This is a genomic window from Agromyces sp. NBRC 114283 (assembly GCF_030268405.1).
Classification (GTDB): Bacteria; Actinomycetota; Actinomycetes; order Actinomycetales; family Microbacteriaceae; genus Agromyces; species Agromyces mediolanus.
In genome coordinates this window covers 2,332,592-2,357,415 of record NZ_BSQP01000001.1, presented here as the reverse complement: position 1 = coordinate 2,357,415, position 24,824 = coordinate 2,332,592, and the positions used below count along the sequence as shown (strand labels likewise).

Annotated in this window: 28 protein-coding genes and 1 tRNA gene; 14 read left to right on the top strand and 15 right to left on the bottom strand. The window is 72.4% G+C overall.

The genetic code is table 11. The features are described 5' to 3' along the window. Positions 1–9: 9 nt before the first annotated feature. A complete protein-coding gene (locus tag QSJ60_RS11375; RefSeq protein WP_189085003.1) occupies positions 10–720 on the bottom strand; it encodes a beta-ketoacyl-ACP reductase in 711 nt (236 codons plus the stop codon). A gap of 144 nt (positions 721–864) precedes the next feature. On the opposite strand from QSJ60_RS11375, the gene QSJ60_RS11370 reads away from it, so the two are divergent. The 3 genes from QSJ60_RS11370 to QSJ60_RS11360 are packed head-to-tail and all read left to right on the top strand — an operon-like array spanning position 865 to position 2,278. Next, complete coding sequence (locus QSJ60_RS11370; RefSeq protein ID WP_285463666.1) at positions 865–1,182, top strand: DUF3099 domain-containing protein; 318 nt, start codon at positions 865–867, stop codon at positions 1,180–1,182. Beyond that, positions 1,179–1,421 carry a hypothetical protein gene (locus tag QSJ60_RS11365; protein ID WP_189085001.1) on the top strand — a complete coding sequence of 81 codons (243 nt, stop codon included), beginning with the start codon at positions 1,179–1,181 and terminating at the stop codon, positions 1,419–1,421. The genes QSJ60_RS11370 and QSJ60_RS11365 overlap by 4 nt, the downstream gene beginning before the upstream one ends. After that, positions 1,418–2,278, top strand: coding sequence for an SURF1 family cytochrome oxidase biogenesis protein (locus tag QSJ60_RS11360; RefSeq protein WP_285463665.1), 861 nt, complete (start codon positions 1,418–1,420; stop codon positions 2,276–2,278). Before QSJ60_RS11365 ends, QSJ60_RS11360 begins: the two co-directional genes overlap by 4 nt. 54 nt (positions 2,279–2,332) lie before the next feature. Here QSJ60_RS11360 and QSJ60_RS11355 read toward each other — a convergent pair whose 3' ends face one another. Then, complete coding sequence (locus QSJ60_RS11355) at positions 2,333–3,931, bottom strand: ABC-F family ATP-binding cassette domain-containing protein (RefSeq protein WP_285463664.1); 1,599 nt, start codon at positions 3,929–3,931, stop codon at positions 2,333–2,335. A 117-nt stretch (positions 3,932–4,048) separates the two neighbouring features. Between QSJ60_RS11355 and QSJ60_RS11350 the strand changes: the two genes are divergently transcribed. Further along, complete coding sequence (locus QSJ60_RS11350; protein WP_285463663.1) at positions 4,049–5,155, top strand: winged helix DNA-binding domain-containing protein; 1,107 nt, start codon at positions 4,049–4,051, stop codon at positions 5,153–5,155. A gap of 89 nt (positions 5,156–5,244) precedes the next feature. On the opposite strand, the gene QSJ60_RS11345 is transcribed toward QSJ60_RS11350, so the two are convergent. Both QSJ60_RS11345 and QSJ60_RS11340 read right to left on the bottom strand, forming a co-directional pair. Continuing rightward, the gene (locus QSJ60_RS11345; RefSeq protein WP_230763522.1) at positions 5,245–5,808 is read right to left on the bottom strand and encodes a YceI family protein; all 564 of its coding nucleotides are present in this window, start codon (positions 5,806–5,808) and stop codon (positions 5,245–5,247) included. Between the two features lie 133 nt (positions 5,809–5,941). Then, positions 5,942–7,105, bottom strand: coding sequence for a glycoside hydrolase family 3 N-terminal domain-containing protein (locus QSJ60_RS11340; RefSeq protein WP_285463662.1), 1,164 nt, complete (start codon positions 7,103–7,105; stop codon positions 5,942–5,944). A gap of 91 nt (positions 7,106–7,196) precedes the next feature. On the opposite strand from QSJ60_RS11340, the gene QSJ60_RS11335 reads away from it, so the two are divergent. The 6 genes from QSJ60_RS11335 (at position 7,197) to QSJ60_RS11310 (ending at position 13,319) form a co-directional block, all read left to right on the top strand. Then, positions 7,197–8,351: an aggregation-promoting factor C-terminal-like domain-containing protein gene (locus tag QSJ60_RS11335; protein ID WP_285463661.1), complete on the top strand. Its 1,155-nt coding sequence runs from the start codon at positions 7,197–7,199 to the stop codon at positions 8,349–8,351. A 79-nt stretch (positions 8,352–8,430) separates the two neighbouring features. After that, the gene (locus QSJ60_RS11330) at positions 8,431–9,243 is read left to right on the top strand and encodes an oxygenase MpaB family protein (protein ID WP_285463660.1); all 813 of its coding nucleotides are present in this window, start codon (positions 8,431–8,433) and stop codon (positions 9,241–9,243) included. 16 nt (positions 9,244–9,259) lie between these two features. Beyond that, positions 9,260–9,751, top strand: a complete 492-nt coding sequence (locus QSJ60_RS11325) for an Lrp/AsnC family transcriptional regulator (protein ID WP_285463659.1) — start codon at positions 9,260–9,262, stop codon at positions 9,749–9,751. Between the two features lie 108 nt (positions 9,752–9,859). After that, positions 9,860–10,987 (top strand): pyruvate dehydrogenase (acetyl-transferring) E1 component subunit alpha, encoded by a 1,128-nt coding sequence (gene pdhA, locus QSJ60_RS11320; RefSeq protein WP_285463658.1) that lies wholly within the window; start codon positions 9,860–9,862, stop codon positions 10,985–10,987. Then, positions 10,984–12,012, top strand: a complete 1,029-nt coding sequence (locus QSJ60_RS11315; protein WP_285463657.1) for an alpha-ketoacid dehydrogenase subunit beta — start codon at positions 10,984–10,986, stop codon at positions 12,010–12,012. The genes pdhA and QSJ60_RS11315 overlap by 4 nt, the downstream gene beginning before the upstream one ends. Continuing rightward, positions 12,009–13,319 carry a dihydrolipoamide acetyltransferase family protein gene (locus QSJ60_RS11310; RefSeq protein WP_285463656.1) on the top strand — a complete coding sequence of 437 codons (1,311 nt, stop codon included), beginning with the start codon at positions 12,009–12,011 and terminating at the stop codon, positions 13,317–13,319. Before QSJ60_RS11315 ends, QSJ60_RS11310 begins: the two co-directional genes overlap by 4 nt. Before the next feature lie 24 nt (positions 13,320–13,343). Here the strand turns inward: QSJ60_RS11310 and QSJ60_RS11305 are convergent, their stop codons facing one another. Further along, positions 13,344–13,811, bottom strand: a complete 468-nt coding sequence (locus QSJ60_RS11305; protein ID WP_285463655.1) for a hypothetical protein — start codon at positions 13,809–13,811, stop codon at positions 13,344–13,346. A gap of 342 nt (positions 13,812–14,153) precedes the next feature. Between QSJ60_RS11305 and QSJ60_RS11300 the strand changes: the two genes are divergently transcribed. After that, positions 14,154–14,666 (top strand): hypothetical protein, encoded by a 513-nt coding sequence (locus QSJ60_RS11300; RefSeq protein ID WP_230763504.1) that lies wholly within the window; start codon positions 14,154–14,156, stop codon positions 14,664–14,666. 76 nt (positions 14,667–14,742) lie between these two features. Here the strand turns inward: QSJ60_RS11300 and QSJ60_RS11295 are convergent, their stop codons facing one another. Beyond that, positions 14,743–14,877, bottom strand: a complete 135-nt coding sequence (locus tag QSJ60_RS11295; RefSeq protein ID WP_268243559.1) for a DUF8730 family Cys-rich protein — start codon at positions 14,875–14,877, stop codon at positions 14,743–14,745. 98 nt (positions 14,878–14,975) lie between these two features. Between QSJ60_RS11295 and QSJ60_RS11290 the strand changes: the two genes are divergently transcribed. After that, complete coding sequence (locus tag QSJ60_RS11290) at positions 14,976–16,628, top strand: FAD-dependent oxidoreductase (RefSeq protein ID WP_285463654.1); 1,653 nt, start codon at positions 14,976–14,978, stop codon at positions 16,626–16,628. Then, positions 16,625–16,948, top strand: a complete 324-nt coding sequence (locus QSJ60_RS11285; RefSeq protein ID WP_285463653.1) for a metal-sensitive transcriptional regulator — start codon at positions 16,625–16,627, stop codon at positions 16,946–16,948. Before QSJ60_RS11290 ends, QSJ60_RS11285 begins: the two co-directional genes overlap by 4 nt. Before the next feature lie 20 nt (positions 16,949–16,968). Here QSJ60_RS11285 and QSJ60_RS11280 read toward each other — a convergent pair whose 3' ends face one another. Beyond that, a complete protein-coding gene (locus QSJ60_RS11280; RefSeq protein ID WP_285463652.1) occupies positions 16,969–17,484 on the bottom strand; it encodes a tetratricopeptide repeat protein in 516 nt (171 codons plus the stop codon). Positions 17,485–17,710: 226 nt separating this feature from the next. Here QSJ60_RS11280 and QSJ60_RS11275 point away from each other — a divergent pair, with 226 nt between their 5' ends. Beyond that, complete coding sequence (locus QSJ60_RS11275; protein ID WP_285463651.1) at positions 17,711–18,529, top strand: TspO/MBR family protein; 819 nt, start codon at positions 17,711–17,713, stop codon at positions 18,527–18,529. A 93-nt stretch (positions 18,530–18,622) separates the two neighbouring features. Here QSJ60_RS11275 and QSJ60_RS11270 read toward each other — a convergent pair. The 8 genes from QSJ60_RS11270 to obgE all read right to left on the bottom strand — a co-directional run bounded on the left by QSJ60_RS11270 (position 18,623) and on the right by obgE (position 24,770). Then, positions 18,623–18,698 (bottom strand) — tRNA-Ala (locus tag QSJ60_RS11270). Between the two features lie 90 nt (positions 18,699–18,788). Beyond that, the gene (rsfS, locus tag QSJ60_RS11265) at positions 18,789–19,184 is read right to left on the bottom strand and encodes a ribosome silencing factor (protein ID WP_285463650.1); all 396 of its coding nucleotides are present in this window, start codon (positions 19,182–19,184) and stop codon (positions 18,789–18,791) included. 48 nt (positions 19,185–19,232) lie between these two features. Then, complete coding sequence (locus QSJ60_RS11260) at positions 19,233–20,282, bottom strand: hypothetical protein (protein ID WP_285463649.1); 1,050 nt, start codon at positions 20,280–20,282, stop codon at positions 19,233–19,235. Then, positions 20,279–20,875, bottom strand: coding sequence for a nicotinate-nucleotide adenylyltransferase (nadD, locus tag QSJ60_RS11255; protein WP_189084981.1), 597 nt, complete (start codon positions 20,873–20,875; stop codon positions 20,279–20,281). The genes QSJ60_RS11260 and nadD overlap by 4 nt, the downstream gene beginning before the upstream one ends. Positions 20,876–20,885: 10 nt before the next feature. Continuing rightward, positions 20,886–21,092: a hypothetical protein gene (locus QSJ60_RS11250; protein WP_189084980.1), complete on the bottom strand. Its 207-nt coding sequence runs from the start codon at positions 21,090–21,092 to the stop codon at positions 20,886–20,888. Positions 21,093–21,174: 82 nt separating this feature from the next. Next, positions 21,175–22,437, bottom strand: coding sequence for a glutamate-5-semialdehyde dehydrogenase (locus tag QSJ60_RS11245; RefSeq protein WP_285463648.1), 1,263 nt, complete (start codon positions 22,435–22,437; stop codon positions 21,175–21,177). Positions 22,438–22,446: 9 nt separating this feature from the next. Next, positions 22,447–23,265, bottom strand: a complete 819-nt coding sequence (gene proB, locus QSJ60_RS11240) for a glutamate 5-kinase (protein ID WP_285463647.1) — start codon at positions 23,263–23,265, stop codon at positions 22,447–22,449. Beyond that, positions 23,262–24,770 (bottom strand): GTPase ObgE, encoded by a 1,509-nt coding sequence (gene obgE / locus QSJ60_RS11235; RefSeq protein WP_285463646.1) that lies wholly within the window; start codon positions 24,768–24,770, stop codon positions 23,262–23,264. The genes proB and obgE overlap by 4 nt, the downstream gene beginning before the upstream one ends. Between the last annotated feature and the right edge of the window lie 54 nt (positions 24,771–24,824).

The window sequence follows — 24,824 nt, the reverse complement described above, 5'->3', positions numbered from 1 at the left end:
CAGCTCCGCTCAGTGCCCCATCCCGAGGCCGCCGTCGACGGGGATGACGGCGCCCGAGATGTACGCGGCGTCGTCGGAGGCGACCCACGCGACGACCTTCGCGACCTCGCTCGGCACCGCGAAGCGGCCGGCGGGGATGTTCTTCTTGTACTCGGCCTGCTGCGCCTCGGGGAGGGCGTCCGTCATGTCGGTCTCGATGAAGCCGGGCGCCACGACGTTCGCGGTGATGCCGCGCGCGCCGAGCTCGCGGGTGAGCGAGCGAGCCATGCCGACCAGGCCGGCCTTCGACGCCGAGTAGTTGACCTGCCCGGCGGAGCCGTAGAGGCCGACGACGCTGGAGATGAGCACGACCCGGCCGAAGCGGGCCTTCAGCATGCCCTTCGAGGCGCGCTTCACCACGCGGAACGCGCCCCCGAGGTTGGTGTCGACGACCTGTTCGAAGTCCTCGTCGCTCATCCGCATGAGCAGCGTGTCGCGGGTGATGCCGGCGTTCGCGACGACGACCTCGACCGGCCCGAGCTCCGCCTCGATCTCGGCGAAGGCGCGGTCGACCGACTCGCTGTCGGTGACATCGGCGCGAACCGTCAGCGAGCCGGCGGGACCCTCGCCCGAGCGCGCCGTGACGGCCACCCGGTGGCCCTGCGCGAGGAACTCCTCGGCGATCGCGTATCCGATCCCCCGGTTGCCCCCGGTCACCAGCACGGTGCGGCTCGTCGTCATATCGGCTCCATTTCGAGTCGGAAGAGAAGGCGGACCTCGCCCGAGGCCCGTCCCAGCATAGAACGTCGTCCATTCCCGGCATCCGCTCGGCCGAGACGGACGTAGGCTTGAGAGGAGGAGCGCCGTCAGAGCCCGGCGACCATCATGAAGCAGCAGTCGATCACCTCGCTGCCGCCCTCCCCCGATCAGGAGCGGCGCGCGCGCATGCTCAAGTACACGATCGCGATGACGATCCGTGTCGGGTGCATCTTCGCCATGCTCTTCGTGCAGGGCTGGTGGCTCGCGATCTTCGCGGCGGGGGCGATCTTCCTGCCCTACGTCGCCGTCGTGCTCGCCAACGCGCAGGGCTCCGGCCGCGCGGGGCAGATCGTCTCCCCCGAGCGGGCGCTTCCCGCCGCGCCGACGCAGACCCGCGGCGACGACGCCGACCGACCCGATTCATCTGCCGGGGGCGCAGCATGATCGGCGGACTGGGCGGCGGCCCGGCCGAAGCCGTCTGCTCGCGGGCCGGCTGCAGCGCGCCCGCGCGGTGGCGGGTCGAGTGGAGCAATCCGCGCATCCACACCGACGGCCGCACCAAGACCTGGCTCGCCTGCGACGACCACGTCGAGTACCTGCGCGGCTTCGTCGAGGCCCGCAGCTTTCCCGTCGCCGTCAGCCGGTTCGTCGCACCGGCCGCCGCTCCCGGAGGAGATGAATGAGCCGCTGGCGCTTCCTGATCGCCCCGCGCTGGGCCGGGTACCTCGCCCTCGTGATCGTGTTCGCGATCGTGTGCTCCGCCCTCGGCACCTGGCAGCTGAACCGCCGTGCCGAGGCCCTCGCGGAGGTGGCCCGCATCGACGCCAACTACGACGCCGATCCGATCCCGCTGGCCGAGGCGCTCCCCGAGCTCGACGCCTTCGACGTCGAGCAGCGCTGGCAGGTCGTCGAGCTCCGTGGCGAGTACCTCGCGGAGGACGAGGTCGTCGTCCGCAACCGACCCTTCTCCGGCACGACGGGCTTCGAGGTGGTCACGCCGTTCCGGCTCGACAACGGCGACGTCTTCATGGTCGACCGCGGCTGGGTCGCGCAGAACTCGGACGGCCGTCCGAGCGAGGTGCCTCCCCCGCCGAGCGGCAAGGTCGACGTCACCGCGCGGCTCAAGGCGGGCGAGGGGCGCATCGCGGGCCGCACCTCGACGGGTCGCGAGTTCGCGACCATCGACCTCGAGGAGCTCGCGGAGCGAGTGGGCGCGCCGAGCTACACGGGCGCCTACGGCATCCTCGTGCAGGACGGAGCGGATGCCGCGGAGCCGCCGCTCGGCGCCCCGCGCCCCGAGCGCGACGAGGGACCGCACCTCTCCTACGCCTTGCAGTGGTACGTCTTCGCGCTGCTCGCCTTCATCGGCCTCGGCTGGGCGGCGAACCAGGAGCGCAAGGCGCGCGAGGAGGCCGGGCTCGACGAGGTCCGCGCGGATGGCTCGGCCACTCGCACCCAGCACCGCGCGCCGCGCCGCAAGGAACCGGCGAAGCGCGACCACGACGCGGACACCGAGGACGAGATCCTCGACCGGCGCTGAGGTCGGCGCCGAGCCGCGGTCGCCTGATGAGGCGCCGGCTACGAGCCGTGCGGCTCAGGCGAGCTCGATGAGCTCCTGGTACTCGGCGCTCCAGTGGTCCTCGACGCCGTCGGGCAGGATCAGCACCCGCTCGGGGTTCAGCGCCTCGACGGCGCCCGGGTCGTGCGAGACGAGCACGACCGCGCCCTCGAAGTGCGCGAGCGCGTCGAGGATCTCCTCGCGGCTGGCGGGGTCGAGGTTGTTGGTGGGCTCGTCGAGCAGCAGCACGTTGGCGCCGGAGACGACGATCATCGCGAGCGCGAGTCGGGTCTTCTCACCGCCGGAGAGCACCCCGGCCGGCTTGTGCACGTCGTCGCCCGTGAAGAGGAACGAGCCCAGCACCTTGCGCGCCTCGGTCTCGGTGAGCGCCGGCGAGGAGGACACCATGTTCTCGAGCACGGTGCGCTTGACCTCGATGGTCTCGTGCTCCTGCGCGAAATAGCCGATGCGCAGGCCGTGCCCGGGCTCGAGCTGTCCGGTGTCGGGCTGGTCGACGCCTGCCAGGATGCGCAGCAGGGTCGTCTTGCCGGCGCCGTTCAGGCCGATGATGACGACCTTCGAGCCCCGGTCGATGGCCAGGTCGACGGCCGTGAAGATCTCGAGCGAGCCGTAGCTCTTCGAGAGATCGGACGCCTGCAGCGGGGTGCGCCCGCACGCGGCGGGCGTCGGGAAGCGGAGCTTCGCGACGCGGTCGACCGCGCGCACCTCCTCGAGCCCGGCGAGCAGCTTGTCGGCGCGCGCCACCATCTGGTGCGCCGCCGCGGCCTTGGACGCCTTGGCCCCGAACTTGGCGGCCTGCAGGCGCAGCGCGTCGGCCTTCTTCTCGGCGTTGGCGCGCTCCTTCTTACGGCGCTCCTCGTCGGCGGCGCGCTGGCGCAGGTAGTGCTTCCAGCCCATGTTGTAGATGTCGATGACCGAACGGTTCGCATCCAGGTAGAACACCCGGTTCACGACCTCGCCGACGAGCTCGACATCGTGGCTGATCACGATGACGCCGCCGCGATAGCTCTTCAGGAACTCGCGGAGCCAGACGACGGAGTCGGCGTCGAGGTGGTTCGTCGGCTCGTCGAGGATCATCGTCTCGGCGTCGGAGAACAGGATGCGCGCGAGCTCGATGCGTCGTCGCTGGCCGCCGGAGAGCGTCTTCAGGGGCTGGTCGAGGATGCGGTCGGGCAGGTTCAGATTGGAGGCGATCGACGCGGCCTCCGCCTCGGCCGCGTATCCGCCGAGCGCCGTGAAGCGGTCGGTGAGCGTGCCGTAGCGCTTCATCGCCTTCTCGGCGATCGCAGGATCGTCGGACCCCATCTGCTCGGACGCCTCGCGCATGCCGAGCACGAGGGTGCCGAGGCCGCGGGCGTCGAGGATGCGCGTGCGCGCGAGCATCTCGGGGTCGCCCGAGCGCGGGTCCTGCGGGAGATAGCCGATCTCCCCTGAGCGGTCGATCCGGCCGCCCGTCGGCAGGGTCTCCCCCGCGAGGGTCTTCGTCAGCGTGGTCTTGCCGGCGCCGTTGCGGCCGACGAGGCCGATCTTGTCGCCGGGGCTGACCCGGAACGAGACGTCCTCCATGAGCAGCCGGGCGCCGACGCGGATCTCGAGATCGGTGACGGCGAGCACGGCGGGGCCTCCTGGAGGGGTGGGGATCGTGTGCCGAGCGGCACAGCCTCCCAGTCTATCGCGCCTGCGGACGGTGCGTCGCCGCCGGGCGTCGGCGGGCTCCGGCAGACTCTGGGCATGACGAACTCCACGACCGCGGATGCCGCATCCAGTGCCGTCCGTGCGACGCGGCTCGCCGCCCAGGGGCTCGACGAAGGACTCGCCTCCCCCGCCCAGGTGGTCGACCGCCTCGTCTGCGTGCAGGCGCAGGACCTGGCCGCGGCGAAGTGGGTGCTCGGCGCACGCATCCCGGGCAGCTCCGAGGCGCTCATCGACGAGGCGATCGACGGCGCCGAGCTCCTTCGGTCCTGGCCAATGCGGGGCACGCTGCACTTCGTCTCGCCAGAGTTGTACCGGCCGATCCTCCGCTTGACGGCGCAGCGCGTGCTTCAGCGGGCGACGACGGTCCACCGGCGCGAAGGGATCGACGACGAGGTCGTCGCCCGGGCGCGCACGGTGGCCGTCGCCGAGCTCGAGGGCGGCAGATCGGCGACGCGCGAGGAGCTCCAGGCGGCGTGGGACGGCGCCGGCATCCCGATCGAAGGCCAGCGCGGCTACCACCTGCTGTGGCGGCTCGCGAACGAGGGGCTGCTCTGCTGCGGCCCGATCGAGACGCGCGCCAGGCAGCGCTTCGTGCTCCTCGACGAGTGGTCGCCGGCCGCGCCCGGCCCGGTCGTCGACGAGGAGGAGGCGCTCGCCCGGTTCTTCCTCGGCTACGCGCGCGGCCACGGCCCGGTCACGGTGCGCGACTTCGCCTGGTGGGGCGGGCTCACGATGGCGCAGGCGCGCACGGGGCTCGCCGCCGCGGGCGATGCGGTCGCCGCGTTCGATGCGGAGCGCTTCGTCGCGGCGGATGCCTCGGCGGCACCGACGACGCCGACGGGACGGCATGTGCTGGCGCCGTTCGACGAGTACTTCCTCGGCTACGGCGATCGTTCGACGTTCTGCTCCGAGGCCGATGCGCTGCGGGTCGTCCCGGGCAAGAACGGGCTGTTCCTGCCGCTCCTGGTCGCCGACGGCGAGGTCGTCGGCACCTGGAAGCGCCGGCCGCCGCGACGCGGTGCGGTCGGGGTCGACGTGACGGCGTTCGAGGCGATGCCGCCGCTCGACGAGTTCCGACCCGCGTTCGAGCGATGGGCGGCGTTCTGGTCGCTGACGCTCGACGAGGTGGCGCTCGCGGACTGACGCGGGCGGGTCATCCCGTACGCCGCACCGCGGAGATGCGACGAGGGGCCGGGCGATCGCAGCGCCCGGCCCCTCGTCTTCGCGCGGGATTACTGCGCGAGCTGCGCCTGCAGCTCCAGGGTGATGGTCACCTGGTCGCCGAGCAGCACGCCGCCGGTCTCGAGCGCGGCGTTGTAGTGCAGGCCGAAGTCCTCGCGGTTGATGACCGCCTTGGCGGTCGCGCCGGCCTTGTAGTTTCCGTACGGGTCGCCGCCGAAGCCGCCGAAGTCGAAGTCGAAGGTGACGGGCTTCGTGATGCCGCGGATGGTGAGGTCGCCGTCGACCTTGAAGTCGCCGCCCTCGACGCGGACGCCGGTCGAGACGAAGTCGATCGTCGGGTAGGTCTCGGCCTCGAAGAAGTCGCCGGTGCGCAGGTGCGCGTCGCGGTTCGGTTCGTTCGTCGACACGGACGCGACCTCGGCGGAGGCGGTCACGGACGAGTCGAGGGGGTTCTCCGCGGTCACGAAGGTGGCGTCGAAGCGCTCGAACTTGCCCTTGACCTTGCTGATCATGAGGTGGCGGATCTGGAAGCCGACCTCGCTGTGGGCGGGGTCGATGGTCCAGGTGCCGGCGCGGTAGCCGGGGATGTCGATGCTGGGTGCGGTCGTCGTCATGAGGGTGGTCTCCGATGTCGATTCGTCGGGGCCGGTCGGCCCGCTTCGATGACAACGCATGGAATCCCGAGATGTATTCCAATGCATACGAAAATTTTCGGTGAAGGGATCGTCGCCGTTGAGCACGTGCGGCTCAGCCGATGGTGAGCTCGCGACGGAGCGTCAGCACCCTGAGCGCGGCGTCGTCCACGCGGGCCTCGGGGATGCGGCCGGAGCGCACGGCGTCGGCGATGGCGCGCGTCAGCCCGTCGACAGAGATGCCGAACTCCGAAGGATCCTCCGGCAGCACGTACAGCAGCAGGTCCGAGCCGGCGGCGACCGCGCGGATCGCGTTCTCCCCCGGATCCTGGTAGTCCGCGAGCCCGTTGTGCTGCAGCATCAGCATGTCGTCGGTGACGACGACGCCCTCGAAGCCGAGCTCCTCGCGCAGGATGCGGTGCCACTCCGTCGACAAGGACGCCGGAGCCGCGTCGACGGCCGGGAAGACGAGGTGGCCGGTCATGACGAACTCGCTGCCGGCGTCGATGCCGGCCTGGAACGGCGGCGCGGCGATCGCCCGCCACTGCGCCAGGTCGAGCGGACTCGTCGGCAGGCTCTCGTGGGAATCGCCGGGCGCCTGGCCGTGCCCCGGGAAGTGCTTGAGCGTGGATCCCACCAGCCCGTGCTCACCCTGCACCGCGGCGGCGACGAGCGGGGAGGCGTTCGCCGCATCGGTGCCGAGCACCCGGTCGAAGATGAAGGAGTTGGGGTCGTCCGTGACATCGGCGACGATCCCGAAGTTCACGTCGACGCCGGCCGCGGCGAGCACTTCGCCGCGCGTGCGGAACGCGGCGGTCGCGTCGGCCGCCGAGCCGCCGCGCAGCGCATCCGCTCCGGGGGCGGGGTCCCAGGGGATCCGCTGGACGTCGCCGCCCTCCTCATCGATGCCGATGAGCATGCGCGCCTCCGGATCGCTCTGCACCGCGCCGGTGAGCGCTGCGAGCGCTGCCGGATCGTCGGGGATGTTGTCGCCCATCAGGATGAGTCCGGCGAGCCCCTGTCCGGCGAGGGCGCGGAGCGGGGCCGGGTCGGTCCCCGGAGCGTGCAGCATGAGGAGCGACGCGGCCTTCTGCTCGAGGCTCATCCCGTCGAGGCGCTCCGCCGCCCACTCGGCTGCGGTCGGCGGCGCGGACGTCGACGGTACCGACGAGGGTGCCGCGGTCGGCGGACTCGACGGCGCGGGCGCCGCGCTGCAAGCCGAGACCGCCAGGACGCCGGCGGCGACGAGGGCGAGCAGCCCGGCGCGTGTGCTCCGCATGGGCATCGAGTCTACGGGGCGTGTCCCGAACGGCGGCTCGGAGGCCCGCGGGTAGACTCGCCGCGCCGACGACCGCGGAGGTGGGTTTCTGATGCGTTCTCGCCGCACCTTCCGCCGCGGCGCCGCCGCCGGTGCTGCGCTCCTGCTGGCCGGACTGCTCGGCCTGGCAGCGCCGCCCGCCGTCGCCGCCGACGACTACCCGAGCTGGGACGAGGTCGAGGCGGCGAAGTCCGACGTGTCCAGCCGGACCGCGGAAGCGGCACGGATCGACGCGCTCGTCGCCACGCTCCAGGCGGAGTCGGGCCGGCTCGGCGACGCGGCGGTGGTCGCCGCCTCGGAGTCCGCCGCGGCGGACGCCGCCCTCGCGGAGGCGAGCGATCGCGCCGAGGAGCTTCAGGCCTCGGCGGGTGCCGCGAACAGCACCGCGGCCGAAGCCGCGGCGCAGTTCGGACGGGCGTCGGCGCTGCTGGCCCGTTCCGGCTCGACGAACGGTCTGCTCACGCTCCTCACCGAGAGCGCCCACCCGGAGGCGAGCGGGGATCCGAGCCGAACGCTGATGGCCCTGTCCCGCACCGAACGCCTCGCGGACCTGTCCTCGGGCATCGCGGCCGTCGCGACCGAGGCCAAGGCGAACGCCGACGCGCTGAGCGCCCAAGCGGCCGTCGCCGAGGACGAGCGGTCGCGCCGGGCCGAGGCCGCCCGCAGCCAGGCGGAGGCGGCGGAAGCCGCGCACGCCCGCGCCGAGGCCGACGTCGCAGCGCAGCAGGCGACCCTCGACACGCTCTATGCCCAGCTCGCCAGCCTCCGCGATCGTTCGGTCGAGCTCGAACGCCGCTACCAGATCGGGCTCGACGCCCAACGCGAGGCGGACGCGCGTGCCGCGGCGGAGGCCGAGGCGAACGGCGGGATGACGCCGGCGCCGCCGCCAGGGATCGTGGTGGACCCCGACGGTGCGAAGGCGTACGCACGGCAGGCGGTGGCCCGCTACGGCTGGGGCGACGGGGAGTACCAGTGCCTGGTTCGCCTCTGGACCCGGGAATCGAGCTGGAGGGCTGACGCGTACAACGCCTCGAGCGGCGCGTACGGCATCCCGCAATCGCTGCCCGGCAGCAAGATGGCCTCGGCCGGCGCGGACTGGCGAACGAACGCGGCGACGCAGATCGAGTGGGGGCTCGCCTACATCTCCGGTCGGTACGGCGCGCCGTGCGGAGCCTGGGCGCACTCCGAAGCGGTCAACTGGTACTGAGCCGGACTGCTCCCCCGCCGCACCCCGCCGTACCCCGGCGTGCGGTCGGTGTTCAGGCGCTGCGCGCCACACTGGAGGGATGGAGCATGAGGAGCAGGCGATCTTCCGCAGACATGCGGGCGACGCGAGCCTGCTCGCCGGCGGTGCCGCCGCCATCCTCCTCCAGCTCGCCGATCCGCGCGTCGCCGCCGGCGTCGCCGCGCACAGCGACTTCGTGAACCGGCCGTTCGATCGACTGCTCGGCACCCTCGACTATCTCTACGCCGTCGGCTTCGGCGCACCGGAGCTGGCGGAGCGGATGGCCCGCCGCGTCGATGAGCGGCACCGTCCGGTGCACGGTCGCGCCGTAGCTGGCGGAGCTCGCTACAGCGCCTTCGACCCCGACGCCCAGCGCTGGGTGGCCGCGACCATCACGGCGATGACGCTGCAGCTGCACGAACGGCTCGCCGGCCCGCTCCCTCACGCGGAGGCCGATCTCATCGTCCGGCGACTCGGCGCGCTCGGCGGGCGTCTCCAGGCGACGAGCGCCGGTTGGCCCGACACCAGGGCCCAGTTCGAAACGTGGTGGGCCGAGCGGCTCGCGCAACTCGAGGTGGGCGACGACGCGCGGCGCATCGCCCGCGCACTGCTCGAGGCCCGGGCGCTCCCCCTCGGCGCTCGACTGCTGATGCCGCCGGTGCGGCTGATGACCGTCGCCCTCCTCCCCGACCCGGTCCGCCGCGGCTACGGACTGTCGTCGGCCCCTCGGGTCCTCGCGGCCGGCGCGGCCTGGCTCCGGGTCGTCGGGGTCGCGAGGCGTGTGCTCCCCCGAGGCATCCGCGAGCTGCCGCTGCGACAGGCGCTCCGGCGCGCCGCGCTGGCCACCGAGTACGCTGAGCCTCGAGGACGATGACGACCCAGCAGGAGACATGACCACGCACCAGCCGCGCCGCGAACCGCTCGACGACATCGACCGGCGCATCGTCGCCGAGCTCAGTCAGGACGGCCGGCTGTCGGTGCGCACCCTCGCCGAGCGCGTGCACGTCTCCCGCACCGCGGCCCACAACCGGCTCCAGGCGCTCCAGCGCCGCGGGGTGATCAGCGGCTTCGGCGCCCAGATCGACCGCAAGGCGATCGGGCTCGAGATCTCCGCGCTCGTCGTGGTGCGCGTCGGCGACGTGCCCTGGGAACAGATCGTCGAGCAGCTCGCGACCCTGCCCTTCGTCGAGAAGGTGCAGGCGGTCTCCGGCGACATCGACATCATCCTCACCGTCAGCGCGCCGGACCACGAGCAGCTGAGCCAGGCGATCCTCCGCGACATCCACGACATGCCCGGCGTCGTGTCCACGCGATCGCACCTCATCCTCGCCGAGATCGAGGGCCGTCCGCCCGCACAATCCCTGGACATCTGGCGCAGCTGACGCCGCGTCGGGTGGACGCACGTCACGCGTTCCGCCCAGTGAGAGCCGTTCGTTCCTCCTTGCGCGACACGGCCTCCGCGGGGCGCGAAGCTGCCCGACGATGGCGTCATGAGCCTCAACGTCGAGCTGCCGCCCACCCGCACCCTGCCGCCGGAGAAACCGCTCCGGCTGCTCGACAACGCCGGACACGCGGTGACCGGTCGCGACACCGGCGGATTCGCCCTCCCTGACCTCGCCACACTCGTCGAGCTCTACCGGCGCATGGTGATCGCCCGCCGCTTCGACGTGCAGGTCACGGCGCTCACCCGGCAGGGACGCCTCGCCACCTACCCCTCCGCCCTCGGTCAAGAGGCGTGCGAAATCGGCGCCGTCTCGGCGCTCGACGCGGACGACTGGCTCTTCCCGACCTACCGCGAGAGCGTGGCGCTGCTCACCCGCGGCATCGACCCCGCCGAGATCCTCGTCTCCTTCCGCGGGGACTGGCACAACGGCTACGACCAGCGCGCGCACCGCACCGCGGCCCAGGCGACGCCGCTCGCGACCCAGGCGCTGCACGCCGTCGGCCTCGGCCACGCCGCCAGACTGCGGCACGACCCGATCGCTGCCCTCGCCTTTCTCGGCGACGGCGCGACGAGCGAAGGCGACGCCCACGAGGCCTTCAACTTCGCCGCCGTCTGGCAGACGCCCACCGTGTTCCTCGTGCAGAACAACCAGTACGCCATCAGCGTGCCGCTCTCACGGCAGACCCACGCCCGCACCCTCGCCGACAAGGCCGTCGGTTACGGGATGCCCGGGTACCACGTCGACGGCAACGACGTCGCCGCCGTCTACGCCGTCACGCGGGCGGCCGTCGAACGCGCGAGGGCCGGCCTCGGCCCCACCTTCATCGAAGGCGTCACCTACCGGGTCGAGTCGCACACCAACTCGGACGACCCCACGCGGTACCGCCAGCAGCGCGAGGTCGAGCACTGGAAGCGGCGCGACCCCATCGAGCGGCTCGAGAAGTACCTCGTGTCCGAGGGGGCGCTCGGCGATGCACTGCGCGAGGAGATCACCGAGGCGGCCGAAGCGCTCGCGACGCGCACCCGGGCGGCGATGTCCGCCGAAGCGGAGATCTCGCCGCTGGAACTGTTCGACCACGTCTACGCGAGCCCTCGGCGCCAGCTCGCCGAGCAGCGGGAACGACTCGCCTCCGAGCTGGCGGCCGAGCTCGAGCCGAGCGGAGCGCAGCGATGAGCGCGCTCGCCGAAGCCGCTCCTGCGCCCGAGGCCTCGACTGCGCCGGGCCCGGTGACCATGGCGGCCGCACTCAACCGCGCCCTGCGCGACGCGATGGCGGAGGACGACCGCGTCGTCGTCTACGGCGAGGACGTCGGTCCGCTCGGCGGTGTCTTCCGAGTGACCGACGGGCTGCAGGCCGAGTTCGGCGACGAACGGATCTGGGACTCCCCGCTCGCGGAGTCCGGCATCGTCGGCACCGCGGTCGGCATGGCCATGTACGGCCTCCGTCCCGTGGTGGAGATGCAGTTCGACGCGTTCAGCTACCCCGCGTTCGAGCAGATCGTCTCGCACGTCGCGAAGATGCGGAACCGCACCAAGGGCCGGCTGCAGCTGCCGATGGTGATCCGCATCCCCTGCGCCGGGGCGATCGGCGGTGTCGAGCACCACTCCGACTCCTCCGAGGCCTACTGGACCGCGACCCCGGGGCTGACGGTGGTGACGCCCTCGAACCCGGCGGACGCCTACTCGATGCTGCGCGAGGCGATCTCGAGCGACGACCCCGTCGTGTTCATGGAGCCCAAGAGCCGCTACTGGGCCAAGGCCGAGCTCGCACTGCCGGTCACGACCGCGCCGATGGACCGCGCGCTGGTGCTCCGCGAGGGGACCGATGTCACGCTCCTCGCCTACGGGCCGACGGTGAAGACGGCCCTGGATGCCGCGGACGCCGCGGCCTCGGAGGACCTCTCGATCGAGGTGATCGACCTCCGCAGCCTCTCCCCCTTCGACGACGAGACCGTGAGCGCATCGGTGCGGAAGACCTCGCGCGCGGCGGTCATCCACGAGGCGGCGCAGTTCGGCGGCTACGGCGCCGAGGTGGCGGCCCGCGTGACGGAGCGCAACTTCCACTGGCTCGCGGAGCCCGTGCTGAGGGTCGCGGGGTTCGACATCCCGTACCCCTCGCCCAAGCTCGAGTCCTTCCACCTGCCGACCGCCGACCGGGTGCTGCACGCGCTCGCCGGCTGGAACTGGGACCTCGCATGAGCCGCGAGTTCCTGTTGCCCGACCTCGGCGAGGGACTGAGCGAAGCCGAGATCGTCGCGTGGCTCGTCGCCCCTGGCGACACGGTCGCCGTCGACCAGCCCGTGGTCGAGCTCGAGTCGGCGAAGTCGGTCGTCCAGCTGCCGTGCCCGTTCGACGGCGTCGTGAGCCGGCTCGGCGGCGAGGTGGGCACCGTGCTCCACGAGGGTGCTGTGCTGCTCGCGCTCGAGCCCGCGGGCGATGCCGCCGGGACTGAGCGGCGCGACGAGGCATCCGCTCCTGAGGAGACGTCCGGGGCCGTCCTCGTCGGCTACGGCACGGTCTCGACCGCGGCGTCGGCCCGACCGGCCGACGCCCCGGCACGGTTCGGCCGGCGGGGCTCCGCACATCCGCTCGGTGCCGGGCTCACCGCCCCGCGTCCTCGCCTCGATCCGGGGCGGCGCTCCCCCGTCGTGTCGCCCATCGTGCGCCGGCTCGCGCGCCAGAACGGCTTTGACGCGAGCCGGCTCGAGGGCACCGGGCCGGACCATCTCGTGCTCCGGCGGGACGTCGAGGCGTATCTCGCGCAGGGTGTGGCGCCCGTGTCCGAGCAGGCGGTGGTGGATGCCGCCTCGGCGTCGTCGAACGCGGGCGACGAGCGGATCCCGCTCGACCGGATGCGACGCGCTGCCGCGGCCCAGTTCACCCGATCGCGGCGCGAGATCCCCGAGGCGACGGTCTGGATGGACGTCGATGCGTCCCGGCTCGTCGCGGCGCGCCGGGAGCTGCTGGAAGCGACCGGCGAGCGCTTCGGGCTCACCGCGCTCATCGCCCGCTTCGCGGTCGCGGGCCTCGCGCGGCATCCGATCCTGAACTCGAGCTTCGACGCGGAGCGCGAGGAGATCGTCCAGCACCGCGCCGTGCACCTCGGGCTCGCGACCCAGGGGCCGCGCGGCCTCGTGGTGCCGGTGATCGCGGACGCGGGTTCGCTCAGTCTGCGCGGACTCCGCGACGCGATCGCCGCCGTACCCGGCGAGCTGGAGGTGGGAAGCGCGCGCCTGCGCGGGGGCACCTTCACGCTGAACAACTACGGCGCGCTCGGCGTCGACGGTTCGGCGGCGATCATCAATCACCCCGAGGCCGCCATGCTCGGCGTCGGGCGCTTCCTCGAGCGCCCCTGGGTGGTCGACGGCGCGATCGTTCCCCGCACCGTGACCGAGCTGACACTGAGCTTCGACCACCGGGTGTGCGACGGCGCGGAGGCGGCGGCGTTCCTGACCTTCGTCGCCGGGTGCATCGAGCGGCCGATGACGCTGCTGGCCGAGCTCTAAGCCCCGCTGCGGTCGGCCTGCGGCTCAGAAGAACTCGTCGGGCGTGCCCGCGGCACGCTCGACGTCGCTCGTGTCGCGACCGGCGTCGCGCAGCTTCGCGACGGCGACACGGAGCCCGGACTCCATCTGCGCGGCCCAGGCATCCGACTCGCGCGCGCTGGTCTCCGCCGCGCGAGCGCGGGACTCGGCGGCCTCGGCGGCCTCACGCGCGTCCGCGACCTGCTTCAGCGCGAGCGAGATGCCGTAGTACGCGGCGACCATGGTCGCGATCGGGGCTGCGATGATCGCGAGGGCGCTGATGGCCGCCCCGTTCGGCGCGAACGCGACGAGCAGCGCGAACGCCAGGAACAGGGCGACGATCGCGGCGAGCACGACGAGCATGAACCTGAGGTCGCGCCCCCACGGACCGCGATCGCGCTGCGGGGCGGCTGCGGCGGGATCGCCGGTGCCGAATGGGTCGATCGTGGGCGAGGCGGGTGCGGGCTCGGACATCGTTTCCTCCTGGCCGACGGACGATACGTCCCCCATTGTGGGGTCGCGGCGTGGGGTCGGTCAAGGCGATCGGCCGCCCGTGTCCCCTGAACTGGCTACGTTTCGAGCTTTCGCCGGGCCCGTGCCTTCCGACAGAATCGGAGGCAGATGGGAACTCGTTCGGGGGCGAGAAGCTGAGAGTACCCGCTCGAAGCTGACGTCGTACCGCGCATGCCTGAGGCGCGGACGCCCGTGTTCATCGACCGTTCGGTCGGCGGATGCAGGTGTCCAACCCTCGGATCAGTCACCGTTCGCCTCACGGCGACCGCTGTGAGGCTGTGCATGCACGGAAGGACACGCGGTATGAAACCCACTGTCGTCGCCCTGTTCATCCTCGCCGGCGCACTCGTGCCCGGCATCGCGGCCCAGGCCGCCCAGCCCGCGGCCGCACCAGCGGTCGCGGTGCACGCGGCGGGCTTCGGCGACAATCCGGGGACGGATGTCTCCGGGTACCGTGCGAGCGCACAAGCCGATCACGATGCTCGACTCGAAGCGGCTCGCGCCGCTGCCGAGGCGAAGGCTGCGGCGGATGCCGCGGCGGCGCAGGCTGCGGCCGACGCTGCTGCGGCCCAGGCCGCTGCCGACGCCGAGGCCGGGTTCGTCGCTCAGGGGGATGACGACGCCTCCTGGTCCGACGAGGGCTCGTGGTCGGGTGGCTCCGCCGGGACGGCCGCACCCGCGGCCGCCGCGGCGCCTGCTGAGGCTGCACCCCAGCCGACGTCACCACGACCGGACAACAGCAACTGCGGACCCTGCCCCGCGGAGACGCTCGAGTGGATCGTGTACGACGGCGTCGGCTACTGGGCGTGCCCCTGAGCGAGCGACCCGAACCGCTCCACACCGTGGGCCCGACGACTTCGGTCGCCGGGCCCACGGCTTTGTCCGGCCCGCTTCAGCGGCCGGTCTGCGCGTGGGTTCCGTCGCACCAGCGATCGGCGGGCACGCCGCGCTGCACCTCGTCGATGTGCTGGCCGCAGCCGGACCACGTCGTCTTGCCGCACTGCTGGCAGGTGATGGGTGAGCACATGCGTGCGTTCCTCTCTCGATTCCCGGATACCCCCGGGGTATGACTACACTGTACACAACGGAACGGCGACGCCTCGCGTCGCGTGAGAGGAGCGGCCCGTGCGGGTGATCGTGATCGGTGGAGTGGCGGGCGGCATGTCCGCGGCGACGAGGCTCAGGCGGCTCGACGAATCGGCCGAGATCGTCGTCCTCGAACAGGGCAGCTACGTCTCGTACGCCAACTGCGGCCTGCCCTACTACGTCGGCGGTGAGATCGAGGACCGCGCCGACTTGCTGTTGCACACCCCCGAGTCGCTCACCGCGCGGTTCCGGCTCGATGTCCGCACGCAGCATGAGGCGATCGCGATCGATCGTGCGGCCCGGCGGGTCGAGGTCATGGATCACCGCTCCGGCGCGCTCGTCGAGCTGGACTACGACGTGCTCGTGCTGGCAGCGGGGGCGTCCGCCAATCCGCTCGAGGCCGCAGGCATCCCCGTCCACACGCTCCGCACGGTCGACGACGTCGACGCGATCGACGCGCTGCTCCCCCGCGACGGCGCCGCGACGGCGCTCGTCGTCGGCGGGGGTTACATCGGCATCGAGGCCACCGAGAACCTCGTGCGGCGGGGCGTGCCCACCACACTGGTGCACCGCGGTCCGCACGTGCTCGCCACCCTCGACCCCGAGCTCGCCGTGCTTGTCGAGGACGAACTGCGCGCCAACGGCGTCGAGCTGCGCACCTCGACCGAGATCGAGTCCGTCGACCGCGACGCGGTGCGGCTGAGCGACGGCGAGCTGCTGCGGCCCCGGCTCATCGTGAACGCGAGCGGCGCGACCCCCAACACCGGTCTCGCCCGCGCGGCCGGGCTGCGGCTCGGAGCCAACGGCGGTATCGCCGTCGACGCGCAGAACCGCACGAGCGATCCGCACGTGTACGCCGTCGGGGACGGCGTCGAGAAGATCGGCCTCGACGGCGAGGACGCCCTCGTCGCGATGGCGGGGCTCGCCAACCGGCACGGTCGCACGGCCGCCGACGTCATCGCCGGCCGGCCGGAGCGGAACTCCCCCGCACTCGGTACGACCGTCGTCCGCGTCTTCGGCCTCACGGCGGCGTCGCTCGGCTGGTCCGAAGGGCGCCTGCAGCGCGCGGGGCGTCCGTACCGGGCCGTGCACACGCATCCCATGTCGCACGCCGCGTACTTCCCGGGCGCCGAGCGCATGGCGCTGAAGCTGCTGATCGACCCGGCCGACGACGCCATCCTCGGGGCGCAGGCGGTCGGCGGCGCAGGCGTCGACAAGCGGATCGACGTGCTCGCCGTCGCGATGGCGGGCGGCATCACCGCGTCCGGTCTCGCGCGGCTGGAGCTCGCCTATGCGCCGCAGTACGGCCAGGCGAAGGACCCGATCAACCAGCTCGGCTACGTGGCCGACAACGTGCGCACCGGCACGACGGCGACCGTGCAGTGGCATGAGCTGCCGGCGCTGCAGCGCGACGGTGCCGCCGTGGTCGACGTCCGCAGTGATGCCGAGCGTGCATCGGGGGCGATTCCGGGAGCCCTCGGCATCCCCCTCGACGAGCTGCGCGAGCGGCTCGACGAACTGCCCGACGCGCCCGTCGTGGTGTATTGCCAGGTCGGCCAGCGCGGTCACACGGCGGCGCGCCTGCTCGTGCAGCACGGCGTGGACGCACGCAACCTCGACGGCGGGTACCGCACCTGGTCCGCCGGACGCGCGGCGGAGCTCGCCGCATCCGAGACGATGGAGGCACGATGAGCGACACCGAGCAGTCCACGACGACGGCCGAGCGGCGGCAGCCCGCCGATCGCCTCGTCGCCAATCGGCTGAAGCGCGCGCAGGGGCAGCTCGCCGGCGTGATCGAAGCGGTCGAGTCCGGTGCCGACTGCCGCGAGGTCGTGCAGCGGCTCTCCGCCGTGGTCGGCGCGCTCGATCGTGCCGGCTTCCTGATCATCTCCCACGCGATGCAGGACTGCCTGAGCGACGAGGACGCCGCAGACGCCGGCGCCCCGGGTCGCGAGGGGACCGAGCGGTTGAGCCTCGACGAGGTCGAGAAGCTCTTCCTCTCGCTCGCCTGAGTTCGGCCGGCCGGCTCGGGCTACCCCTCGGGCCGGCCGGCTGCGAGCCAGCCCGCGAGCCCGCGCAGCCCGGTACGCCACCGCCCGAGGTCGGTGGCGTCCGCGTGGCCGGTGATCACCTCGAGCAGTTCGGCGACGGCTCCGTCCGCATCCGCGGCCTCCAGCCGAGTGAGCGCGGAGAACACGCGCACCGAGTCCGATTCCGGGAACTCCTTTCGCGCTCGGTCGAGCACCTCGCGCGAGGCGTCGAGCTCACCGAGCCAGCGCAGGGTGCTGCCGTACTGGCAGAGACACCGGCGCAGCACGTCGCCTTCGAGTCCCAGCCGCAGGGCGCGCTCGTAGTGCGTTCGCGCGAGCGCCTCCTGGCCGGCGGTGTCGTACGCGCCGCCCAGCTCGTACACGAGCACCGGGTGGTCCGGGTGCGCCGCGAGCAACTCGCTGAAGTACCGGATGGTCGGGGCCATGTCCGCGCGATCACGGCGTTCGTAGCCGAGGCGGATCGCCTCCGCGAGTTCGGTGCTGAGCTCGGTCGCCATGTCGTCCCCTCGACGCATCCCTCGCGTCGCCCGGCGGCGCGCTCTCGCGGCTCATCCTACGGCGGGCCCGCGCCGCGAGCGATCGCGGACTGGACGCTCCCGCCGTGCCTACGCGTCCGTGCCTACGCGTCGGAGCCGGCCGTGTCAACCGTGCGCCGGTGCGGTCGCGCTCGTGGGAGAGTGGCGCACCCCCGCTCACCGGAACGGCGAAGGAGAGGACGAGCACATGACCGCCACCCCAACCGATGGATCGCGCACTGCCACGCCAGACGCGGCCCGGCAGGCGATCGTCCTCGTCAGCTCGGTGCTCGCCATCGGCGCGGCCTTCCTCGGCTCCGGCGTCGTCATCGGCACGCCGATCCAGGACGCCGCGGGCGGGTGCCTCTCGGCCGACGCCACCCTGGTCGCGCCGGGGACCGGGGCGTTCCGCATCTGGGGCGTGATCTACGCGGGGATGCTCGCCTACGCCATCTGGCAGGCGCTCCCCGCGCAACGGCACGACGAGCGCCAGCGCCGCCTCGGCTGGTGGGTGACGGCGTCGCTCCTGCTCAACGCGGTCTGGATCTTCACCGTGCAGCTCGACTTGCTCTGGCTCAGCCTGCCGATCATCGCGCTGCTGCTCGCCGTGCTCTGCCGGCTCTTTGTGCTCCTGCGGCGCATCAGCCCGAAGAACCGGGTCGAGGCCGTCGTCGCGGACGGCTCGATCGGCCTGTACCTCGGCTGGGTGATCATCGCCACGGCGGCGAACGCTGCGGCCGTGCTCACTGCGGCGGGCTTCCGCGGCTTCGGGCTGGCGCCCGAGCTCTGGGCGGCCCTGGTCCTCGCGGTGGCGGCCGCGGTCGGCGTCGCGCTGGCGCTCTGGGGCGGCGGACGCATCGCGCCGACCCTGTCGCTCTGCTGGGGCATCTGCTGGGTCGCGGTCGCCAGGGCCGCCGACGAACCGCGGTCCGAGGTGACGGCGGTGGTCGCACTGCTAGCCGCCGCGGTCGTCATCGCGGCGACCGCGTTCGCGCGGATTCGCGCCGAGCGTCGCGTGCGCGGCTGACTCGAGCAGCGGACGGCCAGGATGGCGGTCAGCGCGGTTCTTCGTCGCCGAGCACGAAAAACCCCCGGGCTTCCGAGGAAGACCGGGGGTTCTTGGTGGATCTGAGGGGACTCGAACCCCTGACCCCCTGCATGCCATGCAGGTGCGCTACCAGCTGCGCCACAGACCCAGTGAGGCTTTCACCTCGCGGTGTTCCCGCTCTCGCGGCAACAGATTCAGATTACACCACCTTCGGCGCGCTCGCGAATCCGAGCGGGCCTCACTCCCCCGCCGCGGAGGTGCCCGGGGCGTGCGGCACGAGATCGGCCACCGGAATGGCCGGGCAGTCCAGCCAGAGCCGCTCGAGCCCGTAGTACATGCGCTCCTCGCCGTGGAACACGTGCACGACGAGGTCGCCGAAGTCGATCAGCACCCAGCGGCCGCCATCGCGTCCCTCGCGGCGGAGCGTGCGCGAGCCGGCTTCGAGCAGGGCGTCCTCGATGCCCTCGGAGATCGCGACGACGTTGCGCTCCGACGAGCCGTTGACGAGGAGGAAGACGTCGGTGAACGGCGATTGCTCGGACACGTCGAGGGCGACGAAGTCCTCACCGCCCTTGGCATCCGCCGCGCGGACTGCGACGGCGAGGAGGTCGTGGGCGTGCTGAGAAGCGGTCATGCGCTCGCTTTCGAAGCTGAGAAGACGGGAAGGATGGTCATGGTCGGCTCAGAACAGGCGGAAGACCGCGCCGATGACGAGCGTCGCGACGACGCCGAGGGCGAGGACGCCCGCCGTGATGGCGAGGACGAGCGGAACGTTGGCGCCGTCCTTCTTCGGCGGCGCCATCATCTGCTTCGACGTCGTCTGCGTGCTGATGGCCTTGGTCGCGGAGACCGGCGCGACGCCCGCGGTCGCGGCGTCCTCGACGTGGTCGAGCAGCCGGTCAATGTCGGACGAGTCGACCTGGCTCGGGTGCACGCCGGTCGCGCCGAAGCTGCGCGGAAGATCGATGGATCCGGTGACGATGACGTCATCGCCGGCCGCGGCCGGCGGCATGATCGTCGCGCCGTCGGGCAACGACGGCAGGATGAGCGCGTTCGTCGTGGTCGGCACGCCGCGGGAGACTCCCCCTCGGCTCAGCAGCTGATCGAAGGGCTCCGCCGCGTCATCCTCGTCGTCGGCGGCCATCTGGAGGCTCCAGTGGCCCGTGTTCGGCGCCGGCTCGGCGGGCGCGGCACCCGGGCGCGCAGCCGATCCGGGATCTGCGGTCGGTGCCTTCGCGGGCTCGGCGGCCTTCGCCGGTTCGGGAGCAGCCCGCGGCGCCTCGGCGGGACGCGCGGGCGCCGGGTCGTCGATCGCGTCGGCGTCATCGACGTCGTCGAGCTGGTGGGTGTCGAGCATGGCGCGGAGCTCGCGGCGGGTCAGGGTGCGTTCCGGAGCGTTGCGGGCCGGGCCCTGGCCGCCCGCGGGCCGAGGCGCGACAGGGCCTGCGTCGGACGCGGCGTCGCGCTTCGGCGGCGGCGCGAAGGCGCTCGGCGCCGTCTGCACGACGCGCTGCGGCGGAGCTGGGACTGCCGCCTGCGGCGGAGCCGGCACGGCCGGCTGCGGCGGTGCAGCGGCCGGAACGGGACGTGCCTGCGGGGAGGTCTCGGGGGCGGCCGGTGCCGCGGTCTCCTCCTCGGAGGCGCGCTCGGCCCCTCCGGCGGCCTGCTCCTGCAGCCGTCGCTCGCGCTCGCGCGCCTCGCGCCGGGTCAGCGGCGGTTCCTGCGACGTCATTCGACACTCCGATACAGATGGTGCTTCGAGATGTACTGCACGACCCCGTCGGGCACCAGATACCACACCGGGAAACCCCGGTTCACGCGGTCGCGGCAGTCGGTCGAGGAGATCGACAGTGCCGGGACCTCCAACAAGCTTACGTCCTGCTCCGGCAGACCGGTCACGGACAGCACATGGCCGGGGCGCGTGACCGCCACGAAGTGCGCGAGCTCCCAGAGCTCCGAGACGTCCTTCCAGGAGAGGATCTGCGCGATCGCGTCGGCCCCCGAGATGAAGAACAGGTCGGCGTCGGGACGCTGCGCGCGGATGTCGCGGAGAGTGTCGATCGTATAGGTCGGCTTGCCCCGGTCGAGGTCGACGCGGCTCACGGTGAACCGCGGGTTCGAGGCGGTGGCGACCACCGTCATCAGGTAGCGGTGCTCGGCCGGCGTGACCACGGTCTTGTAGGTCGGTTCCCCGGTCGGGACGAAGACGACCTCGTCGAGGTCGAACGATTGGGCGACCTCGCTCGCCGCCACCAGGTGACCGTGGTGGATCGGGTCGAAGGTTCCGCCCATGACCCCCACTCTGGGGCGGCGATCACCGCTCATTCGAGGACCCTCAGTGGCCGCCGTGCTCGCTCCCGCCGTGGCGCTTCGCGTACGCCTCGGCCTTCGCACGGTGCCGGTTGGCGACGTCGCGGTACGAGTACGTCACGATGCCGAGCGCGAAGAACACGATGAGCGCGACGAGCCCGTACACGTAGGTCTCGACGGGGAGCTCCCGCGCGTGCACCGTCTCGGCGAAAACAACGGCCATCAGGCTCATTCGTGGATTCCTTTCGTAGCCCGCGCGGGATTCGCGCAGAACGCTCCGGCCAGTCTACCGAGTACGGAGACGGTTCGACGGATCAGCCGCGCACGTGCCCCGCGCCTCGGACCAGCCATTTCGTGCTCGTGAGCTGCGGGAGGCCCATCGGACCGCGGGCGTGGAGCTTCTGCGTCGAGATGCCGACTTCGGCGCCGAAGCCGAATTCGGCGCCGTCCGTGAAGCGGGTGGAGGCGTTGACCATGACGGCGGCCGCGTCGACCTCGTCGAGGAAGCGCTCGGCGTTCGCGAGGTCGTTCGTCACGATCGACTCGGTGTGCTTCGTCGAGTAGCGACGGATGTGCGCGAGGGCGTCGTCGAGCGAGTCGACGACGCCGACCGAGATCTCGAGGCTCATGTGCTCCGTCGCCCAGTCCTCCTCGGTGACCGGCGCGAGCTCGGGGCGCATCGCGCGCACCGTCTCGTCGGCGTGCACCGTCACGCCGGCCGCCTCGAGCCTCGCGAGCACGGGCGGGAGCAGCCGCTCGGCGGCTCCGCGGTGCACGAGCAGCGTCTCGAGCGCGTTGCAGACGCTCGGGCGCTGCACCTTCGCGTTGTGCACGAGCTCGACCGACCAGTCCTCGCGGGCGCTCTCGTCGAGGTACATGTGCACGACGCCGGCTCCGGTCTCGATGACGGGCACCTTCGCCTGCTCGACGACGGCGCGGATGAGCCCGGCGCTCCCGCGCGGGATCAGCACGTCGACGAAGTCTCGCGCCTGCATGAGGTGGTTCGCGCCGGCTCGGCCGAAGTCGTCGACGGTCTGCACCGCCTCGCCCGGCAGTCCGGCCGCCTCGAGGGCGTCGCGGAGCAGCTGCACGAGGACCGCGTTCGTGCGCTCCGCCGCGCTGCCGCCGCGGAGCACGACGGCGTTGCCGCTCTTCAGCGCGAGCACGGCGATGTCGATGGTCACGTTCGGACGGGCCTCGTAGATCGCGCCGACGACGCCGAGCGGGACCCGGACCTGGTCGATGCGGACGCCGTTCGGCAGCGAGCGCCCGCTCACGGACTCCCCCACCGGATCGTCGAGGCCGATGACCTCGAGCACGGCGTCGGCGATGGCGCCGATGCGCCGTTCGTCGAGCGTCAGTCGATCGAGCAGCCCGGTGGACAGGCCCTGCTCACGGCCGGCGTCGAGGTCGCCGGCGTTCGCCGCCACGATCTCGGCCGCCCGCTCGCGGAGCAGACGCGAGACCTGCTCGAGCGCCCCGTCCTTCGTGCTGGTGGTCGCGCGGCCGAGGGCGCGCGAGGCCTCCTTCGCCGCGGCGAAGCGACCGTCGAGCACCTGGAGATCGAGATCCGGCATGCCCCAAGCCTAGGCGAGGGCGGCGCCCTCGGCGGCCGTGTGACGGGCCGGGTCCGGCTCGAACCAGGTGCCGACGTCGTCCCCCGCGAGCGCCCGGTCGACGAGCGGCGTCGCGGTGATCAGTACCGAGGTGCCGGCCTCGGCGGCGATGCGCGCGGCGGAGACTTTCGTCTCGGCGCCGCCCGTGCCCACGCCCGCACGGCCGACGGAGCCGATCTCGACCCCCGCGAGGGCGTCGCCGAAGGGGACCCGGGCGATGCGCTCGGCCCCTGGCAGATGCGGCGGCTTCGTGTAGAGCGCGTCGACGTCGGAGAGGAGCACGAGCAGCTCGGCGCCGATCAGCTGCGCGACGAGCGCCGCCAGCCGGTCGTTGTCGCCGAAGCGGATCTCGTGCGTCGCGACGGTGTCGTTCTCGTTCACGATCGGCAGGATGCGCAGGCCGAGCAGCCGCTCCATGGCGCGCTGGGCGTTCGAGCGGTGCGTCGGGTTCTCGAGGTCGCCCGCGGTGAGCAGCACCTGGCCCGCGATGATGCCGAAGCGATCGAGGGACTGCTGATACCGGAAGACGAGCAGGTTCTGCCCGACGGAGGCCGCGGCCTGCTGGGTGGCGAGGTCGTCGGGCCGCGCGTCGAGCTTCAGGTAGGGCATCCCGGTCGCGATGGCCCCAGAGGAGACCAGGACGACCTCGGCGCCGCGGCCGTGGGCGGCCGCGAGCGCGTCGACGAGCGGGGCGATCTGTCCGGCGTTCTCGCCGCTGATCGACGAGGAGCCGACCTTGACGACGATGCGCGTCGCGGCGGGCACGTCCTCCCGCTCCATGGGCGTCATCCCTGCTCCTCGTCGGACCAGATCCCCGCCTCCCGCTCGCGCTCGAGCTCGGCGCGGGCCTCGGCCTTCGCGTCCATGCGGTCGTGGTAGTCGCTGCGGCGCTCCGCGCGGGTCGCGCGACGGTTGTCGTCGAAGCGCGTGTCGGTGCCGCGCGGCGAGGTGATGAGCTCGGCCGTCGAGGTGAGCGTCGGCTCCCAGTCGAAGACGATGCCCGCACCGGGGCCGATGACCACGGTCGAACCGGCCGTGGCCCCCGCGCGGACGAGCTCGTCTTCCACGCCGAGTCGGGCGAGCCGGTCGGCGAGGTAGCCGACGGCCTCGTCGTTCGCGAAGTCGGTCTGGTGCACCCAGCGCTCGGGCTTCGTGCCGAGCACCCGGTAGATCGTGCCGTAGCTGCCGCCCTCGGGGCGGACCACGAACTCGGGCGCGTTCACCGCCTTCGGGCGCAGGACGATGCGCTCGGGCTCCGGCTTCTCGGCCTGGCGGGCGCGCTCCTCGTCGACGACCGCGCCGAGCGCGAAGCCGAGGGCGCGCAGGCCCTCGTGGCTCACGGTCGAGATCTCGAAGACCCGGTAGCCGCGCGCCTCGAGCTCGGGCTTCACGAACTCGGCGAGCTCCTTCGCCTCGGGCACGTCGACCTTGTTCAGCGCGATGAGCTGCGGACGCTCGAGGAGCGGCACCTGCCCCTCGGGAACCGGGTAGGCGGCGAGCTCGGCGAGGATGACGTCGAGGTCGCTGATCGGGTCGCGCCCCGGCTCGAGCGTGGCGCAGTCGAGCACGTGCAGCAGGGCCGAGCAGCGCTCGACGTGGCGGAGGAACTCGAGCCCGAGGCCCTTGCCCTCGCTCGCGCCCTCGATGAGGCCGGGCACGTCGGCGACGGTGAAGCGGTGGTCGCCCGCCTCCACGACGCCGAGGTTCGGGTGCAGCGTCGTGAACGGGTAGTCCGCGATCTTCGGTCGCGCGGCCGACATGGCGGCGATGAGGCTCGACTTGCCCGCGGACGGGTAGCCCACGAGCGCGACGTCGGCGATCGTCTTGAGCTCGAGGATGATCTCGCCCTCGAAGCCGGGCGTGCCGAGCAGCGCGAAGCCGGGGGCCTTGCGCTTCGTCGTCGCGAGCGAGGCGTTGCCCAGGCCGCCCTGGCCGCCCTGGGCCGCGACGAAGCGCATGCCGGGCTCGGCGAGATCGGCGAGCTCCTCGCCCGACTCGTCCTTCACGACCGTGCCGACGGGGACCGGGAGGATGACGTCCTCGCCCGTCACGCCTGAACGGTTGTCGCCCATGCCGGGCTGGCCGTTCGGCGAAGTGCGGTGCGGGCGCCCGTGGTACGTGAGCAGCGTCGTGACCTGCGGATCGGCGACGAGCACGATGTCGCCGCCGTCGCCGCCGTTGCCGCCATCGGGGCCCGCGAGGGGCTTGAACTTCTCCCGACGGACCGAGACGCAGCCGTTGCCGCCGTGGCCGGCGCGTACGAACAGACGCACCTCATCGACGAAGCTGACCATGCCGCGTCATCCTCTCTCCGAGCCTCGCTCGGAAAACACGTGAGGGCGAGCCGA

What these genes read in the sequence shown, in the direction of transcription:
- QSJ60_RS11310 (WP_285463656.1), top strand. Translation starts at nt 12,009, where the DNA reads ATGAGCCGCGAGTTCCTGTTGCCCGACCTCGGCGAGGGACTGAGCGAA.
- QSJ60_RS11365 (WP_189085001.1), top strand. Translation starts at nt 1,179, where the DNA reads ATGATCGGCGGACTGGGCGGCGGCCCGGCCGAAGCCGTCTGCTCGCGG.
- QSJ60_RS11275 (WP_285463651.1), top strand. Translation starts at nt 17,711, where the DNA reads ATGACCGCCACCCCAACCGATGGATCGCGCACTGCCACGCCAGACGCG.
- QSJ60_RS11295 (WP_268243559.1), bottom strand. Translation starts at nt 14,877, where the DNA reads ATGTGCTCACCCATCACCTGCCAGCAGTGCGGCAAGACGACGTGGTCC.
- QSJ60_RS11280 (WP_285463652.1), bottom strand. Translation starts at nt 17,484, where the DNA reads ATGGCGACCGAGCTCAGCACCGAACTCGCGGAGGCGATCCGCCTCGGC.
- QSJ60_RS11325 (WP_285463659.1), top strand. Translation starts at nt 9,260, where the DNA reads ATGACCACGCACCAGCCGCGCCGCGAACCGCTCGACGACATCGACCGG.
- pdhA (WP_285463658.1), top strand. Translation starts at nt 9,860, where the DNA reads ATGAGCCTCAACGTCGAGCTGCCGCCCACCCGCACCCTGCCGCCGGAG.
- QSJ60_RS11345 (WP_230763522.1), bottom strand. Translation starts at nt 5,808, where the DNA reads ATGACGACGACCGCACCCAGCATCGACATCCCCGGCTACCGCGCCGGC.
- QSJ60_RS11330 (WP_285463660.1), top strand. Translation starts at nt 8,431, where the DNA reads ATGGAGCATGAGGAGCAGGCGATCTTCCGCAGACATGCGGGCGACGCG.
- QSJ60_RS11375 (WP_189085003.1), bottom strand. Translation starts at nt 720, where the DNA reads ATGACGACGAGCCGCACCGTGCTGGTGACCGGGGGCAACCGGGGGATC.
- QSJ60_RS11335 (WP_285463661.1), top strand. Translation starts at nt 7,197, where the DNA reads ATGCGTTCTCGCCGCACCTTCCGCCGCGGCGCCGCCGCCGGTGCTGCG.
- QSJ60_RS11315 (WP_285463657.1), top strand. Translation starts at nt 10,984, where the DNA reads ATGAGCGCGCTCGCCGAAGCCGCTCCTGCGCCCGAGGCCTCGACTGCG.
- nadD (WP_189084981.1), bottom strand. Translation starts at nt 20,875, where the DNA reads ATGAGCGGTGATCGCCGCCCCAGAGTGGGGGTCATGGGCGGAACCTTC.
- QSJ60_RS11260 (WP_285463649.1), bottom strand. Translation starts at nt 20,282, where the DNA reads ATGACGTCGCAGGAACCGCCGCTGACCCGGCGCGAGGCGCGCGAGCGC.
- rsfS (WP_285463650.1), bottom strand. Translation starts at nt 19,184, where the DNA reads ATGACCGCTTCTCAGCACGCCCACGACCTCCTCGCCGTCGCAGTCCGC.
- obgE (WP_285463646.1), bottom strand. Translation starts at nt 24,770, where the DNA reads ATGGTCAGCTTCGTCGATGAGGTGCGTCTGTTCGTACGCGCCGGCCAC.
- proB (WP_285463647.1), bottom strand. Translation starts at nt 23,265, where the DNA reads ATGACGCCCATGGAGCGGGAGGACGTGCCCGCCGCGACGCGCATCGTC.
- QSJ60_RS11350 (WP_285463663.1), top strand. Translation starts at nt 4,049, where the DNA reads ATGACGAACTCCACGACCGCGGATGCCGCATCCAGTGCCGTCCGTGCG.
- QSJ60_RS11340 (WP_285463662.1), bottom strand. Translation starts at nt 7,105, where the DNA reads ATGCGGAGCACACGCGCCGGGCTGCTCGCCCTCGTCGCCGCCGGCGTC.
- QSJ60_RS11305 (WP_285463655.1), bottom strand. Translation starts at nt 13,811, where the DNA reads ATGTCCGAGCCCGCACCCGCCTCGCCCACGATCGACCCATTCGGCACC.
- QSJ60_RS11360 (WP_285463665.1), top strand. Translation starts at nt 1,418, where the DNA reads ATGAGCCGCTGGCGCTTCCTGATCGCCCCGCGCTGGGCCGGGTACCTC.
- QSJ60_RS11370 (WP_285463666.1), top strand. Translation starts at nt 865, where the DNA reads ATGAAGCAGCAGTCGATCACCTCGCTGCCGCCCTCCCCCGATCAGGAG.
- QSJ60_RS11300 (WP_230763504.1), top strand. Translation starts at nt 14,154, where the DNA reads ATGAAACCCACTGTCGTCGCCCTGTTCATCCTCGCCGGCGCACTCGTG.
- QSJ60_RS11285 (WP_285463653.1), top strand. Translation starts at nt 16,625, where the DNA reads ATGAGCGACACCGAGCAGTCCACGACGACGGCCGAGCGGCGGCAGCCC.
- QSJ60_RS11250 (WP_189084980.1), bottom strand. Translation starts at nt 21,092, where the DNA reads ATGAGCCTGATGGCCGTTGTTTTCGCCGAGACGGTGCACGCGCGGGAG.
- QSJ60_RS11245 (WP_285463648.1), bottom strand. Translation starts at nt 22,437, where the DNA reads ATGCCGGATCTCGATCTCCAGGTGCTCGACGGTCGCTTCGCCGCGGCG.